The organism is Mesorhizobium sp. AR07, from assembly GCF_024746815.1.
Taxonomy (GTDB): Bacteria; Pseudomonadota; Alphaproteobacteria; order Rhizobiales; family Rhizobiaceae; genus Mesorhizobium.
This window is the reverse complement of record NZ_CP080525.1, coordinates 6,177,406-6,193,000: the sequence shown is the minus strand read 5'-3', so window position 1 is coordinate 6,193,000 and position 15,595 is coordinate 6,177,406. Positions and strand designations below refer to the sequence as shown.

The 15,595-nt window shown below is 64.5% G+C and carries 11 protein-coding genes and 1 pseudogene; 1 reads left to right on the top strand and 11 read right to left on the bottom strand.

Going from position 1 to position 15,595, the window contains the following annotated elements; all coding sequences use genetic code 11:
* Positions 1-112: 112 nt before the first annotated feature.
* Positions 113-1,441: a dicarboxylate/amino acid:cation symporter gene (locus BPNPMPFG_RS30540; RefSeq protein ID WP_258592269.1), complete on the top strand. Its 1,329-nt coding sequence runs from the start codon at positions 113-115 to the stop codon at positions 1,439-1,441.
* A gap of 63 nt (positions 1,442-1,504) precedes the next feature.
* Here BPNPMPFG_RS30540 and BPNPMPFG_RS30535 read toward each other — a convergent pair whose 3' ends face one another.
* The 11 genes and pseudogenes from BPNPMPFG_RS30535 to BPNPMPFG_RS30485 all read right to left on the bottom strand — a co-directional run bounded on the left by BPNPMPFG_RS30535 (position 1,505) and on the right by BPNPMPFG_RS30485 (position 15,431).
* On the bottom strand, positions 1,505-3,031 hold the full coding sequence (locus BPNPMPFG_RS30535) for a zinc-binding dehydrogenase (RefSeq protein WP_258592268.1): 1,527 nt from the start codon (positions 3,029-3,031) through the stop codon (positions 1,505-1,507).
* Positions 3,032-3,040: 9 nt separating this feature from the next.
* Positions 3,041-3,478: an SRPBCC family protein gene (locus BPNPMPFG_RS30530; protein ID WP_258592267.1), complete on the bottom strand. Its 438-nt coding sequence runs from the start codon at positions 3,476-3,478 to the stop codon at positions 3,041-3,043.
* A gap of 216 nt (positions 3,479-3,694) precedes the next feature.
* Positions 3,695-5,881 carry a flotillin family protein gene (locus tag BPNPMPFG_RS30525; RefSeq protein WP_258592266.1) on the bottom strand — a complete coding sequence of 729 codons (2,187 nt, stop codon included), beginning with the start codon at positions 5,879-5,881 and terminating at the stop codon, positions 3,695-3,697.
* An 89-nt stretch (positions 5,882-5,970) separates the two neighbouring features.
* Positions 5,971-8,209 (bottom strand): annotated as a pseudogene (locus BPNPMPFG_RS30520) (ABC transporter permease).
* Complete coding sequence (locus tag BPNPMPFG_RS30515) at positions 8,202-8,921, bottom strand: ABC transporter ATP-binding protein (protein WP_258592265.1); 720 nt, start codon at positions 8,919-8,921, stop codon at positions 8,202-8,204. The pseudogene BPNPMPFG_RS30520 and the gene BPNPMPFG_RS30515 overlap by 8 nt, the downstream one beginning before the upstream one ends.
* A 92-nt stretch (positions 8,922-9,013) precedes the next feature.
* Positions 9,014-10,261, bottom strand: coding sequence for an ABC transporter substrate-binding protein (locus BPNPMPFG_RS30510; protein ID WP_413776818.1), 1,248 nt, complete (start codon positions 10,259-10,261; stop codon positions 9,014-9,016).
* 51 nt (positions 10,262-10,312) lie between these two features.
* Positions 10,313-11,341 (bottom strand): branched-chain amino acid ABC transporter permease, encoded by a 1,029-nt coding sequence (locus BPNPMPFG_RS30505; protein WP_258592263.1) that lies wholly within the window; start codon positions 11,339-11,341, stop codon positions 10,313-10,315.
* Positions 11,338-12,387 carry a branched-chain amino acid ABC transporter permease gene (locus BPNPMPFG_RS30500; RefSeq protein WP_413776817.1) on the bottom strand — a complete coding sequence of 350 codons (1,050 nt, stop codon included), beginning with the start codon at positions 12,385-12,387 and terminating at the stop codon, positions 11,338-11,340. The genes BPNPMPFG_RS30505 and BPNPMPFG_RS30500 overlap by 4 nt, the downstream gene beginning before the upstream one ends.
* On the bottom strand, positions 12,384-13,724 hold the full coding sequence (locus tag BPNPMPFG_RS30495; RefSeq protein ID WP_258592262.1) for a metal-dependent hydrolase family protein: 1,341 nt from the start codon (positions 13,722-13,724) through the stop codon (positions 12,384-12,386). The genes BPNPMPFG_RS30500 and BPNPMPFG_RS30495 overlap by 4 nt, the downstream gene beginning before the upstream one ends.
* A 52-nt stretch (positions 13,725-13,776) precedes the next feature.
* Positions 13,777-14,556: an alpha/beta hydrolase gene (locus BPNPMPFG_RS30490; protein WP_258592261.1), complete on the bottom strand. Its 780-nt coding sequence runs from the start codon at positions 14,554-14,556 to the stop codon at positions 13,777-13,779.
* Positions 14,553-15,431, bottom strand: coding sequence for a fumarylacetoacetate hydrolase family protein (locus BPNPMPFG_RS30485; RefSeq protein WP_258592260.1), 879 nt, complete (start codon positions 15,429-15,431; stop codon positions 14,553-14,555). The genes BPNPMPFG_RS30490 and BPNPMPFG_RS30485 overlap by 4 nt, the downstream gene beginning before the upstream one ends.
* Between the last annotated feature and the right edge of the window lie 164 nt (positions 15,432-15,595).

The window sequence follows — 15,595 nt, the reverse complement described above, 5'->3', positions numbered from 1 at the left end:
TCAGCGATCTGGCACGACGCTTGCAAAAGTTCTTGCAGCGGCGTGCGACCGGAGCGCCGCGATGGGAGAAGTCACGCAGGGCGGATCCGCCCCATCCGGCAGGGAGAGTTCGATGCACATCGCAGACCAATCAGGCGCGCTTGCCGCGGAACGCAAGCCTTTCTATGCCCAACTCTACGTGCAGGTGCTCGTCGCGATCACCGTCGGCATCCTGCTCGGTCATTTCTATCCGTCGATCGGCGAGAGCATGAAGCCGCTCGGCGACGCCTTCATCAAGCTGGTCAAGATGATCATCGCCCCAGTCATCTTCCTGACCGTGGCGACCGGGATCGCCGGCATGAGCGATCTGCAGAAGGTCGGACGTGTCGCCGGCAAGGCGATGCTCTACTTTCTCACCTTCTCGACGCTGGCGCTCATCATCGGCCTTGTCGTGGCCAATGTCGTGCAGCCGGGTGCCGGCTTCAACATCGACCCGGCAACGCTCGACGCCTCGACCGTCAACACCTACGCCGCCAAGGCGCATGACCAGTCGGTCACCGGCTTCCTGATGAACATCATCCCGGGCACGATCGTCGGCGCCTTCGCCGATGGCGACATCCTGCAGGTGCTGTTCTTCTCGGTGCTGTTCGGCATCGCTCTGGCGCTGGTCGGCGACAGGGGCGCGCCGGTGCTCAACTTCCTGCAGGCGCTGATGGCGCCGATGTTCAAGCTGGTCAGCGTGCTGATGAAGGCAGCCCCTATCGGCGCTTTTGGCGCCATGGCGTTCACCATCGGCAAATACGGCATCGGCTCGGTCATCAACCTCGCCATGCTGGTCGGCACCTTCTACGTGACGTCGCTGCTGTTCGTGTTCGTCGTGCTGGGTGCCGTCTGCCGCTACAACGGGTTCTCGATCCTGGCGCTGATCCGCTACATCAAGGAAGAGCTGCTGCTGGTGCTGGGGACCTCCTCGTCGGAAGCCGCCCTGCCGTCGCTGATGGAAAAGATGGAGAAGGCCGGCGCCAAGCGCTCGGTGGTCGGGCTGGTCATCCCGACCGGCTATTCCTTCAATCTCGACGGCACCAACATCTACATGACGCTGGCGGCGCTGTTCATCGCACAGGCGACCAACATCCACCTGTCGATTGGCGACCAGATCCTGCTGCTGCTGGTTGCGATGCTGTCCTCGAAGGGGGCCGCCGGCATCACCGGGGCCGGGTTCATCACCCTCGCCGCGACGTTGTCGGTCGTGCCGTCCGTGCCGGTGGCCGGTATGGCGCTGATCCTCGGCGTCGACCGCTTCATGTCGGAGTGCCGGGCGCTGACCAACTTCGTCGGCAATGCCGTCGCCACGCTGGTAGTGGCGCGCTGGGAAGGCGAACTCGACGAAGCGAAGCTCGCCAGGGCGCTCGCCGGCACGGCCGACGACAGTCTGCCGGCGGACGTCGTTCCCGCCGAGTAATCCGCGCGCTTCAATACCAATCAACGGCCGGAGGCCTGCAGCCTCCGGCCGTTGACCCGCTGACTACGACCTTGGCAGCAGGACCAAGGCCCCCGTCGTGCGGCGGGATTCCAGATCGCGATGTGCTTCGGCGGCATCGGCAAGATCGTAACGGGTCGGCGCTTCCACCCTGAGGACGCCTTGCCGAAGTGCCTGGAAAAACCTGGTGACGTGCGGCGCGAGCTTTTCCGGCGTGTCGGTGTAGTGGGCATAGTTGGGCCGGGAAATGGTGAGCGACTTGGAGGCGAAGCTGCCGATGTCCCAATTGCCGACTGGCCCCGAGGCCTGGCCGAAGCTGACGAGATGGCCGCGCACGGCAAGGGCCGCGAGCGAACCGGCGAAGGTGTCGTTGCCGACCGCATCGTAGACGACATCGGCGCCCGCGCCATTGGTCAGCCGCGTGACCGCCTCGGCGAAATTCTCGCGGGAGTACACGATAACGTGGTGCGCGCCGAGGCGCTCGACGACACGCGCCTTGTCATCGCTCGACACCGTTGCGATCACCGTCGCGCCGAGATGGCGGGCCCATTGCACCAGCAACTGGCCGATGCCGCCAGCCGCCGCATGAATGAGGACGATGTCGCCTCGCTTCACGGCGTGGACGTCGTGCAGCAGAAAACTGGCGGAAACCCCCTTGAGCAGACCGGCCGCGGCAATCTCGTCGCTGATGTCGTCGGAGAGATGGACAAGCAATTCGGGCGCCATGTTACGCCGCTCGCTGTAGGCGCCGACCGGCGGACAGGCATAGGCGACACGATCGCCAACCGCGAAGCCCGACACCGCCGAGCCAATGGCCTCGATGATACCTGCCGCCTCCATCCCCGGCACGCCAGGCGGCTGCAAGAGATCGAAGAAACCGGTGCGGCAGTAGACGTCGATGAAATTGACGCCGATCACCGTATGGCGGATCCGCACCTCGTTCGGCGTCGGCGGCAACAATCCGATCTCTCTGACCTGCAACTCCTCCGGGCCGCCATAGCGCTCGACGACAATCGCCCTGGTTGTCGCGGCCTGGCCTGATGAAAGGGTTGGCACGAAACGCGGCATGTTTGGGGGTAGCACCGAGGCGGCAACCGCCAAGGGCTGTCTTGCGTCGACCGGTGCGCCCGCGCTTCGGCGTCGCAGAAGCGTGCGCACGGCCGCGAAGCCGGCCTGATAGATGCCTTCGGTGACCAGTCTGACCAGTTCGTCGCGGCGATGCGCGGGCGGGTTGAACTCGGAGCGCCATTCCCAGAAGGTGGCGTTGCCGTCGGTCACCGGCTTCAGCCGCACCGAGGCGACATAGCCCATCAGCGGCAGCGGCGCTTCGAGCAGGCAATAGCTCAGCCTTCGGTCCTTGTCGGACAGCGCCAGCAGTTGCTCGCGCAGTTCGCCGCCGTCGGCCAGCCGGAAATGGCGCACCGAGCCGACCGCATCGACCGGCTCGCCACCCTCGATCTCGCTGAAGGCTATTGCCGGGTGCCAGCGGTCATGGCCGTTGAAATCGCGCAGGATCGCCCAGACCTCTTCGATCGGCGCATCGATGATCGTGCTCTGGCAAACCCTAACCATTGGCCGGCGTCAGCGCCCGAACCGATGCTTCAACGCGATCAAGGCGGTCTGGAACACGCCGGCGCCGATCTGATGCATAAGGGCAGCCTCACGATCGGCGGCGCAGTCGAACTCCGCTTGCCATTCGGCCAGTGTCAGGTTGCCATCGGTGATCGGCGTCAGCGACAGGGTGGCGACATAATTCTCCACCGCCATCGGGCTTTCCAGGATCGCGTAGCTGCAGGACAGATCGTAGTCCGACAGCGCCAGCAGCCTTTCGCGAATCCGCCCGCCATCGTTCAGTGTGAAACTTCTGATGCAGCCTATCTGGTCGGCTTGCGCATTCTGCTCGATGCGGCTTTCGGCAACGAACGGCACCCAGCCCGGCAAGCCATTGAAGTCGCGCACGAGCTTCCAGACCTCCGCCGCTGGTGCTGGGATGACCGAGGAGACGTAGACCTTGGTCATGCTTGCGAGCCAAGGCTGGAACGTCCGCGCCCTTCGATGCCCCCCTCTGTCCTGCCGGACATCTCCCCCTCAACGGGGGAGATTGCCAGGTTTGCCGTCAGTTCCAACATTCCAAAGTTCGAGGATGGCGAAAAGGCCGATGATGATCGATCTCCCCCCTTGAGGGGGAGATGTCCGGCAGGACAGAGGGGGGCGCGACGGAACACAATCCTCTCGTCAATGATCGCGGTCGTCATCGTCGTCCTTGGCGGCCTTGCCTTTGCCCTTCTTGTCGCGGGTCAGGCTCGCAATGTCCTTGGCGTCGCGCAGCACGTCGGTCATGCGGCCGAGCGAGCCGCCTTCGATGCCGATCTCCTTCATCAGATTGTCGATCATCGGCGCTTGCACGCGGTAACGCAGCGCCGAGTCGATGACTTCGTCGGTGACGTTGCGGTTGCCGCCAGTGCCGCCGTTGATGCCGTCGACATGCAGGATCTTGATGCCTTCGATCTTCTCCATCGGCTTGACGCTTTCGCGGATGATGCCTTCCATGTGGTCGAGCAGCTTGCCGCGCAGGCGCCCTGCCCGCGCGCCCTCGGAAAGAATGTTCTCCGCTTCGTTGAGCTGGCGATGGCCGGCGGCGTCGACCTCGTAGCGCTGGGCCGCGGCAAGGGCATGAATCTTCTCCGACTCGGCCGAGGCCACTGCGGCGATCTTCTGCGCTTCGGCAAGGCTTTTTGCCGCCTTCATCTCGGCATCCGCGGCCGAGACGATGCGCAAGGCGTCACGCTCAGCTTCACGCTGCGCGCCGATCAGGTCGGTCAGCTTGCGGCGCTCGGCAATCTCGCGCTCGCGGGCGGTGAAAGCCTGTTCCTCGGCCTGGATCGCCTTGGCGCGAACCGCTTCGGAAGCCGCGATGGCGGAAGAGCGCTCCTGCGTCTTCTTGGCGATGTCGATGGCCTTCTGGATCTCGGCGATCTCGATCTTCTGGTCACGGTCGACGCCAAGCTGCCTGATGTCGCGATCCTTGATCAGGCGCGCTTCCTCGATGCCGCGTTCGGTGGTGATGCGGGCGCGCTCGACCTCCTCGCCGGCCGAAATCTCGGCTTCCTCGAAGGCCTGGCGCTTGGCGATCTGCAGCGCTTCGAGATGACGCTCCCGTGCGATCCTGACCTCGTCGATGGCGCGGTCTTGTGCGATCCGCGCCGTTTCGGTCGCCTGGTTCTCGGATATCTCGGCGCGCCTTTTTTCCGCCTCGGCCCTGGTCACCTCAAGCGCCTTTTCGGCCAGTGCGATCTGGCGCTCCAGCTCGGCGACCTCGAGCAGCTGCCTGCGCTCGATCTCGAGCTGGCTCTGCGTGCCCTGGCGCTCGATGCGCGCCCTCTCCAGTGACAGTTCGAGTGCGATCTGCTCGCGCTCGGTCAACTCGCGCATCTTCATCTCGGTCTCGTCGAGCGAACGGCGGCGCGCGATCTCGCGGCGCTGCGTGTCCTCCTCGCTCCTGATGCGCTCCTCGGTGATGTTGCGCTCCTGGTTGAGGCGCGACTTCTCGACGGCTTCGCGCGACGAAAGCTGCGCCTGCTCGGATTCCTGGTCGCGCAGCGCGCGATCGATAGCGAGCTCGGAACGCTGCGCGGCGCGGCGGATCTCGACTTCGCGCTCCTGTTCGAGGCGCGCATATTCGCTGTCGCGATCGATCTCCAACACCTTGCGCTGGGTGTCGAGATTCTGGTTGCGGATGTCGACCAGCGTGCGCTGCTCGATCTCGTTGCGCATGCGGCGCCGGGTCTCGATCGATTCCGTCAGCTGCGTCAGGCCTTCGGCGTCGAAAGCGTTGGACGGATCGAAATATTCGAGGCTGGTCTGGTCGAGATCGACGATGGCGACACTCTCCAGCTCAAGCCCGTTGGCCGCGAGCGATTCCGAGGCGAGGCTGCGCACCTTGGCGGCATAGTCGCCGCGCAGTTCGTGCATCTCTTCCAGCGTCATCTGGGCGGCAACAGTGCGCAGGGCGCCGGCGAACTTGCCTTCCAGCAATTCGCGCAGGCTGTCGGGCTGCAGCGTGCGACGACCAAGCGTCTGCGCGGCGGCGGCGACCAGCTCGCGGCCGGCACCGACACGGACGAAGAACTCGGCGATCAGGTCGACGCGCATGCGGTTCTTGGTGATCAGCGCAAAGCCATCCTCGCGGCGCACTTCGATGCGCAGCACATTCATGTTGACCGGCGTGATCTCGTGCAGCACCGGAATGACGAAGGCGCCGCCATTCACCACCACCTTCTCGCCCATGAAGCCGGTGCGCACGAACGCCGTCTCCTTGGTCGAGCGGCGATAGAGCCAGCGCAAGATGTAGACGGCGATCACCACGACGACCGCGGCAACGATCAGCCACAACAGGAAAGCGCCAAAGGTCTGCGCGTCCATGATCTATCCTCCCCAAGCCAAGACGGTCGGCACGAGGCGACCGGCAGCATTTTCAAACATCCACCCGCACGGTGGCGAAGTCCAATTCTTCATGCCCGCCTCTGCAGCTTCGGCGTGATCGCGTGGAACGCAGAGATCACCGCGTCAACGAAAGGCGTATCGTTGATGTTGCCCCGCACCCGTTCGACATGGCGCAAAGGTGTGCGGCGAACCGTTTTCTCGACAGCCTCGAACAGAGCGTTGTCGGCTTCCGGATCGTGAAAGGGCTGACCCGGCGCATCGAGCATCGAGACGCCGCCCTCCGGCAGCAGGAACCGCACCGGGCCGTTCATGGCGTTGAGCCGCCCGCCGATCCATTCGCCGAAGGCGCGGTTCTCGTCGCGCGTGGTGCGCATCAGCGTGACGTTCGGATTGTGGATGACGAATTTGCGGTTGCGGAATTTCTCCGGCACGCTGTCGCGCGGACCGAAATTGACCATGTCGAGCGCACCGGTCGAGCCGACATAGGGCAGTCCCGTGCGGATCGCCGCGCCGAAGCGATCTTCGGTCGCCGGGAACACGCCGCCGACAATCATGTCGGCCACTTCCGTTGTGGTGATATCGAGGAAGGCCGACAGCAGCCTCGAATCGCCGAGGTTCTCCATGGCGCGGCCACCAATGCCGGTGGCATGGAAGACGAGGCAGTCATAGTCCGCCTCAAGCCGTTTGGTCACCGCCTGCACCGCCGGCGTGGTGACGCCGAACATGGTGATGCCGACGGCCGGCCGCGCCAGCTTGCGTTTTGCTTCCCACGCCTCGGCGTTGGGCAATTGGGCGACCATGCCGGCCATCGCATGCGCGGCGTTGGACAGCACCTGTTCGGTGATCGAGTTCAGGCCCTGCACATCGGCGACCGAATGGAACATCATGATGTCGGCGCCGCCGACATATTTGGCGACATCGCCGGCCGCCACCGTCGAGACCATCAGCTTGGGAATGCCGACCGGCAGCACCCGCATGCCTGATGTCGCCAGCGTGGTGCCGCCGGAGCCGCCGGCCGAGATGACGCCGCCGATGCGCGGCTCGCGCTCGATCCAGCGCGCGAAGGCGTCAGCCATGGCGCTGACCGAACCGCCGCGATCATTGGTGAAGACGGCCGATGATCCGCGTGCGTGCATGCCGGCCACCTGCATGGCCGGTACGTCGGCGCTGGTCGGTTTTCCCGATGTCGACAGATCGACGGTGCGGACCGGAATGCCGAGCGACTTCAGCCGGTCGGCGACGAAGCGCAGTTCCTTGCCCTTGGTATCGAAGGTGCCGACGACCAGCACTGTGCGGCCGATGCGCTCGGCAAAGGGGATGGCGAAGACCTTTTTCAGGTCGTCCTGCGGCGTGGTCTTGTCGACCGCTGCCTGGCGCAATTCGGTGACCGGCACGTTCCAGCGGTTGGGCAATTCGGTGACCGGGCGATAGACGCCGTTCTGCGGCATCGGTTCGGCCGCGCCGGCGCCAGTGCGATCGACGCGATAGACTTCCGCCAGTTGTTCCTTTGCCTGCGCGGCTTCGGCCGGCGTGACGGGTGCTTCCTCCGGCATGGCGGCCGACACCAAGCAGCCGCTGCTGCAATTCGCGGTCGGCGGCGAGTGCCTTGGCGTCCATCAGCCGGTTGATGCGGCCGTTGACCATGATGGCGACCTGGTTCGACACCGCGGTCGCCACGCCGATGTTCTGCTCGATGACCAGCACCGCCATATCGCCTTCGGCGGCGAGGTCGACCAGCATCCGTTCGACCTGATCGACGATGATCGGCGCCAGCCCCTCGGTCGGCTCGTCCATGACCAGCAGCTTCGGGTCGCTGAGCAGCGCGCGCGAAATCGCCAGCATCTGCTGCTCGCCGCCCGACAATTGCGAGCCGCCATTGCCGCGGCGCTCGGCGAGGCGCGGAAAGGTCTGGTAGACGCGCTCGACCGTCCAGCTGGCATCGCGCCGGTTGCCGGCGGCAAGCCGCAGATGCTCGTCGACCGTCAGGCTAGGCCAGACGCGGCGGCCTTGCGGAACATAGCCGACGCCGAGGCGGTGGATCTCATGCGGCTCGAGCGACGTGATCTCGCGGCCATCGAAACGGATCGAACCGGACTTCGCGCGCTTCAGGCCGACGATGGCGTTGCAGAGCGTCGACTTGCCCATGCCGTTGCGGCCGACCACGGAAAGCACCCCGCTTTCCAGCGTCAGCGAAACGCCCTGCAGAGCATGGCTCTCACCGTAGAAGACTTGCAGGTCGTCTATCCTGAGGACCGCCCTTGCGGCCTTGCCGGAAGTTTCGCGGGAAGTGGTCGGACGCTCAGCCATGCTTGCCCCCGAGATAGATCTCCTGCACCTCGGGGTCGGCCTCGATCTCCTGCGGCGTGCCTTCCTTGAACAGGCGGCCATTGTGCATCATCGAGACATATTCCGACACGCGCAACGCGACATCGAGATCGTGCTCGATGATGATGTAGCCGATATGCTTCGGCAGCGCGTTGAGGATGGCGACGAGGTCGCGGCGCTCGGCGGGCGAAAGACCGGCGGCAGGCTCGTCGAACAGGATGAAGCGCGGCGCGCCGGCGAGCGCCAGCGCGATCTCCAGCTGGCGCTGCTGGCCATGGCTCAGCGTCGCCACAAGCACATCGCGATAGGCTTCGAGATGCACGGCGTTGAGGATCGATTCCGCCTGCACCATGCTGACGTCGGTGACGGCCGGACGCAGCAGCGAAAACCGCCGGCGCGAGACGCCACGACATGCCAGAAAGATGGAATCGAGAACCGACAGTCCCTTGAACAATTGCGAAATCTGATAGGTGCGCCGCAAGCCGCGGCGGATGCGCTCATGCGGCGGCAGGTCGGTGATGTCCTCGCCGAAGAAGCGGATGCGCCCTGCCGTCGGCAGGAAATCGCCGGTCACGGCATTGAACAGGGTCGTCTTGCCGGCGCCGTTGGAGCCGAGGACCGCGCGCCGTTCGCCGGCCGCGATCCTCATATTGATGCCCGAGAGCGCCACCAGCGCCCCGAAATGCCGCGCCACGCCATCGAGTTCCAGCGCATAGGCACTGGTAGCTCTGGAGACGGTTTGCTGCGAAGCTTTCGGTCACTGGCGGCTACACTCGGCGTCTAATGTTACGGGCAGCTCGGATTGTCGCGATTGACCGCGCCGAGCTTCATGAATTCGTCTTCGGGAATGCCGAGCGTCTGGTTGACCTGCGGCACGACCTTGACCAGCTTGTTCATCAGATTGCCGTCGGCACCCTCGGTGACCTCGGTCAGGAAGATGTCGGCAATCGCGTTGCGGTTCTTGTCGAGCGACACCTTGCCGGTCGGTGTGTCGAAGGACAGTTTCGACAGCGCGGCGCGCAGTTTCTTGCCGCCGTCGGAGACATCGCCGCCGACCTGGTCGAGACCCAGCAGCGTCGCCTTCATGTCGACATAGTAGCCGTGGGCGAAGAGCGAGGGCGACGGAAAGGCGCCCGGCTGCTTCTTGTAGGCCTCGACGAAAGCCTTCCATGCCGGCGCGTCATTGGTGTCGGCGGTCGGCCCGGCCGAGGGCGTGCCCTTCAGCACGTCGCGCAATTTGCCTTTCGAGGTCAACACTGTCTGGTCGACGGTGATCGAGCCGCCGATCAGCGGGGCTGAGCCACCGCTTTGCTGGTACTGGGTCAGGAAGTTGACGGCATCGGCGCCGCCAAGCGCGACATAGATCGCATCGACGCCTTCAGGAATGGCGGCGATGACCGAGGAGAAATCCTTGTTGCCGATCGGCACCCAGGACTTCGACGGCACATGGCCGCCGGCCTTGCAGAACTCGGCCATGAAGCCGAACACCTGCGTGTAGGGGAAAGAATAATCCTCGGCGACGGTGGCGACCTTCTTGTAGCCCTTGTCCTTGAAGGCATAGGTGCCGAGGCCGGCCATCCACTGGGCGCCATCGGTCGAGAAGCGGAAGAAATTGTCAGCCGGATCGCGCAGCGTGGTGTCCTGCGCGGCCGAGGTGCCGTTGATGAAGGTCACGTTCGGCTGGGTCTTGGCGTAATCCTTGACGGCAATGCCTTCGTCGCCCGAAAGCGGGCCGACCAGCACCTTGACGCCGTCCTGCTCGACCAGCTTGCGCGCCGCGCGCACGGCGCTGTCGGGCGAGGCATCGGACGACCCCTTGACGATCTCGATCTTCTTGCCGGCGACGGTGCCGTTCATCTCGGCAACCGCCGTCATGGCACCGCGCTCGCCGTCCTCGCCGAGCACCGTGAACGGCCCCTCGAAGGTGGCGAGCAGGCCGATCTTGATGGTGTCGTCGGCAGCCAGCGCCATCGAAGGCGCGGTCAGCCCGGTGAACACCGCCAGGGCCAGCACTGTACGTCTATGCATCCTCATGATTTTCCTCCCGTTGATTTCGTTTTGCAGTGGTTCATTCCATCCCGGCCGCTACGAGCCGGGACGCAAGGACTCCTGGGCGAGATGTGGCTTGATCCTCCCCCACAACCCAAGAATTCCATCCGGTGAGACGAAGACGATCACCAGGAACACCATGCCGATCAGCGTGTTGAACCGCTCGGCGCCGACGATGTCGATGGCGAAGGTCTGCATCAGGACGACGACGACCGCGCCGAGAAACGGCCCGATCGGATGGCGAAGGCCGCCGATCACGGCAATGATCAGCACGTCGATCGCGGCATCGACGCCGATGGTGCCGGGCGAGACGCGGCCGTTGAACCAGACCAGCAGCACGCCCGCCAGTCCGGCGATGATGCCGGCCAGCAGCCAGGCGAAGACCTTGTGCGCGGTGACGTGATAACCAAGCGCGCGCATGCGGCGCGGGTTGTCGCGGATCGCCTGCAAGGTCATGCCGAAGGTCGAGCGCGAGCCGTAGAGCACGGCCGCATAGGACAGCACCGCCAGACCGAGGCAGAGATAGTAGAAGGGCTTTGGGTCACGCCAGTTGACGCCCCAAAAGACCGGGGCGCGGATGCCGGCATAGCCGGAATGGCCATTGAAGATGGCGTAGTTCTGCTGGGCGAAATAGTAGGTCGCGGTGGCGATCGCCAGCGTGATCATGATGGTGTAGATGCCCTCGGTGCGCACCGAGATCCAGCCTATCAGCGCCGACGCCAGTGCCGCCGCAAGAACCGCGAAGGGAACCGCGAGCCACCACGGCCAGCCGAAGCCCAAAATGCTGGAATTGTTGTTGCCGAGGATGGCGATGGCGTAGGCGGCGATGCCAGCTACCGTGATCTGCGCCAGGCTGACCATGCCGCCATAGCCGGCGAGCAGCATCAGCGACAGGCCCAGCATGCCGAAGACCAGGGAATAACCGCCGATCTGCGTCAGGAAGAAATCCGACGCCACCAGAGGATAGAGCACCAGTGCTGTGGCAAGGATGATGTGGCCGGCGCCGAGCTTCTCCAGCCAGTTCTGCTGCGGCGTCACGCTGCTGGTGGCGATAGCCAGGCTCATCGCGCCTTCCCCATGATGCCTTGCGGCCTGACTGCCAGCGTTACCACCATGATGACGAAGGTCAGCACGATGCCATAGGTCGGGAAATAGACGAGGCCGATCTGTTCGGCGAGGCCGATCAGCAGCGCGCCGATGGCGGCACCCGTGATCGAGCCCATGCCGCCGACGATGACGACGACCAGCGAGGCCAGGAGATAACGGACGTCCTCGCCGGGCGCGACCGAAAGCGCCGAACCGCCGACGACGCCGGCAAAGCCGGCAAGACCGGCGCCGACGGCAAAGACGATAGCGAACACCGCATGCACATTAACGCCGGAAGCCTGCAGCATGGCGCGGTCGTCGACGCCGGCGCGGATCATCATGCCGACGCGGGTCCGGTGCAGCATCAGCCAGAGGCCGACGCCGATAACGATCGCCGCCCCCAGCACGACGACGCGGTACAGCGGATAGGTGAGGAAGACTGAAGCGCCGTTGGAGCGCACAGCGGTGATGATGGGCAAGGTCAGGGCGCCGTCGAGCCATTCCGGCGTGGCGATCTGGTAGGTGCCGCCAGCCCACACCGCCAGCATCAGGTCGGCGGCGACGATCGAGATGCCGATGCTGACCAAGGTCTGGCGCAGATCGTCACCCTCCAGGCGGCGGAACACAAACACCTGCATGACGACGCCGACGATGGCCAGCACGGCGAAGCCGGCGGCGACGCCGAGCAGCCAGTAGCCGGTGCGGTTGGTGACCTCGTAGCCGATATAGGCGCCGAGCAGATAGAGCGAGCCATGCGCCAGATTGACGTTGCGCATCAGGCCGAAGATCAGGGTGAAGCCGCTGGCGACGAGGAAATACAGGCCGGCCAGTGTGATGCCGTTGAGGATGGCGCTGACGAAAGCCTTCTTCGAGATCAGGATCGCATTCAGCCAATCCGGCCAGGCGGCAAAGACCAGCCATGCCATGACGGCGGCGGCAAGCAGGCCGACGAGGCCCCAGGCCTGCCGGCGTGTCATGCCGCCGCCCGAGAGCGACGACGAGGATGGCTGGTCGAGCAGGCTCATGCAGTCAGCCGCCGGCGCTGCTCGTTCATGCGCGGCGCCTTGTGGAACTTGCCGTCCTTCATGATGGCGAGGATGCGGTTCTTGTCCTGCAGGATGCGCACGTCGGAGATCGGATCGCCGTCGACCAGCAGCATGTCGGCGAGGTAGCCTTCCTTGATCAGGCCAAGCTCGTCACCCATGTTCATGATCTGGCCGCCATATTTGGTGCCGGCCTGGATGGCTTCCATCGGCGAGAAGCCAAGCATCTCGACGAAGGTCTGGATGTCCTTGGCGTTGGTGCCTTGCGGCGTCCAGGCAAAGCCGTAGTCGCCGCCGATGCAGACGCGGATGCCGCGCCGGTGCATCTTCTTCATCGTCTCGATGCACATTTCGAGTTCGCGCTCATATTCGAGCGAGAGCGGCGAACCCGGCTTGATGCCCCATTGTTCGGCATGACGCGCGGTGTTGATCAGCCAGGCGATGCCGGGCGCGACGAAATGCTTGTCCTTGACCGCCTCGAGCATGTCGAGCGCTTCCTCGTCGGCGAAGGAGGCATGGTAGATGTTCTGGATGCCGTGGCGGACGCACTGCTTGACCGATCCGGACGAGCGCGCATGCGCCGACAGAACCTTGTTGCGGCAGCGCGCCTCGGAGGCAGCCATGGCGACCTCCTCTTCCGACATCGGCGTCTCCTCGGCGCCCATGCCGGTGATGCTCTCGCCGGACAAATTGAGCTTGATGGAATCGACGCCGTATTTGATCAGCTGGCGCACGGTGCGGCGGATTTCCTCGGGACCGGAAATGACGATGCCGAGATTGAGGCCCTCATGCGGAATGTGCGAGGGCGAGGAGTCGCCGAGACCGCCCACCGTGGTGATCTCCGGACCGGCCGCGAGATAGCGCGGTCCTGGGAACCGGCCCTGGTTGATGAATTTTTTCGCGACGACATCGAGACGCGGCTTGGCGGCGGCCGCACCCCGGCCAGCGGTGAAGCCGGCATCGAGCACCAGCTTGGCCATCTCCATGGTGACCAGCATATGCTCTTCGATTTCCATCATCTGGATGGGGTCGATGCCCGGCGCGTTGTTCCAGGACAGATGCAGATGCGCGTCGATCATGCCCGGCATCAGCGTCGCGCCCATGCCGTCGATGGTCGTGACACCCCCTGGCGCACCACCGCTGTAGGGAGATGAGGAGGACGAGCCGAAGCGCGACGAGCCCTTGGTGATCTGCTTGATGCGGTTGCCCTGCACCAGCACTTCGCCGGTATAGGGATATTCACCGGTGGCGTCGAGCACGCGCACATTGGTGAACAGCGTGCTGCTCGAGCCGTTGCCGTTCCAGCTGTCGTCTGCCATCACAAGCCTCCCAACTTGTCGAGCGCGTAGTTCTACGCCCGATCAGAAATTCTTACCTATCAACCCGTCTCAAAAAATCGGCGAGCTTCTGGCTGCTTTCGCGCGGGCTTTCCACCGTGGCCCAGTGCCCGCACCGATCCAATGACGAGAATACCGCGCCCTTGATCTTGTCGGCAAGCGCCTGCCCGACGCCCTGCGGATTGACCGTGTCGGCATCGCCGGTGACGAGCAGCGTCGGCGCCGAGATTCTCCGCGCATCGACAGCGGTCGCCTTGGCCAGCGCCTCGCAGGTGCGGGCGTAGGATTCCGGATCCTGGCGCGTGATCGATTCCCGCACGAAGGCGACGGCGGCAGGCGAGGTTTCCCTGGTGTGCGCCGAGATCGCATTGGCGACAATCTGGTCGGCGATATCGGCAATGCCGCCTGAGCGCGCCAGCCTGGCGCGGTTGGCAAGCCCTTGCCTGGTCGCTTCAGCCGGTTCCGCCAAGGCGCCGAACAGCGCCAGCGAGGCGACCAGCGAGGGCTGCGTTGCGGCAATCTGCTGGCAAACGATGGTGCCCATCGAATGGCCGACGAAATGCGCAGATGTGACTCCCATGCCGGCCATGGCGCGGATGACGGCATCGCTCATCAATTCGATGGTCAGCGGTTCGATCGGGCGTGGCGAACGGCCGGAGCCCGGCAGATCGAGCCGGATGACGCGGTAGGCCGAAAGTGCTGCCATCTGCGGCTGGAACATGTTCGACGTGCCGCCGAGGCCATGGATCATCACCACGGCCGTGCCCTCGCCGACAACTTCCGCAACGACCTGGCCAACTGTCACGGTGGTCATCGCGCATGCTCCGCGAAGCGGTTTTCCAGCGTGCCGATGCCGTCGATCTCGATGCGCACGACGTCGCCGGCCTTCAAATATTTCGGCGGATCAAAGCCGATGCCGACGCCGACCGGCGTGCCGGTGGCGATGATGTCGCCGGGTTTTAGCGTGATGCCTTGCGACAGCGTGGCGATGATGGTCGGGATGTCGAAGATGAGCAGCGAGATCTTGGAGTCCTGGCGCAGGTCCTCATTGACGAAACAGCGGATGCCGGCGGTCGCCAGATCGAGTTCATCCCTGGTCACGGCCCAGGGGCCCATCGGACAGAAGGTGTCCTGCGATTTGCCGATCAGCCACTGGCTGTATTTGCCTTGCAGGTCGCGGGCGGTGACGTCGTTGACGATCGTATAGCCCCAGACGTGATCGAGCGCGTTCTCTTTTGAAATGCCGCGCCCGCCCTTGCCGATGATGACGGCGAGTTCGGCCTCATAGTCGATGGCCGTCGAGACGGAGGAATCGATCAGCACGCTGGCATGGTTGGCGACGACCGATTCAGGCACCTTGGAAAAGATGATCGGATGCTTCGGGATCGCACCGGCGCCGGCGCTGGAATCGAAGCCGCTGCGGGCGAACTCATGCGCGTGCTCGTGATAGTTCTTGCCGACGCAGAAGATGTTGCGGCGCGGCTGCGGGATCGGCGCCTCGATTTCGACCTGCGCCAGCGGGATCGGCGACAGGGTGCGCGGCACACCAGTGCCGTTGCGCTCGATCAGCGCCAGGATGCCGGATCTGGCCTGGTCGACGGCAAAATCGAAAGGCGCGATCGTCTGCTTATCGAGGTCGACAAGCCCCACGCGACGTTCGCCGGCGATCGAAAAGGTCGCGACCCGCATCCACATCCTCCCTGAACCAATACTGAGCCAATTTTTCGCTCTTTCGTTACACGCTATCGCCGATTGGTTTAGGCCGCAAGCGGAATCTGATTTGGTCCGACCAAAAACGTTTGTCGCTCGCGCCAATGGGCTTCTGCGGGGGATGCCGGCAATCTGGCGGAATG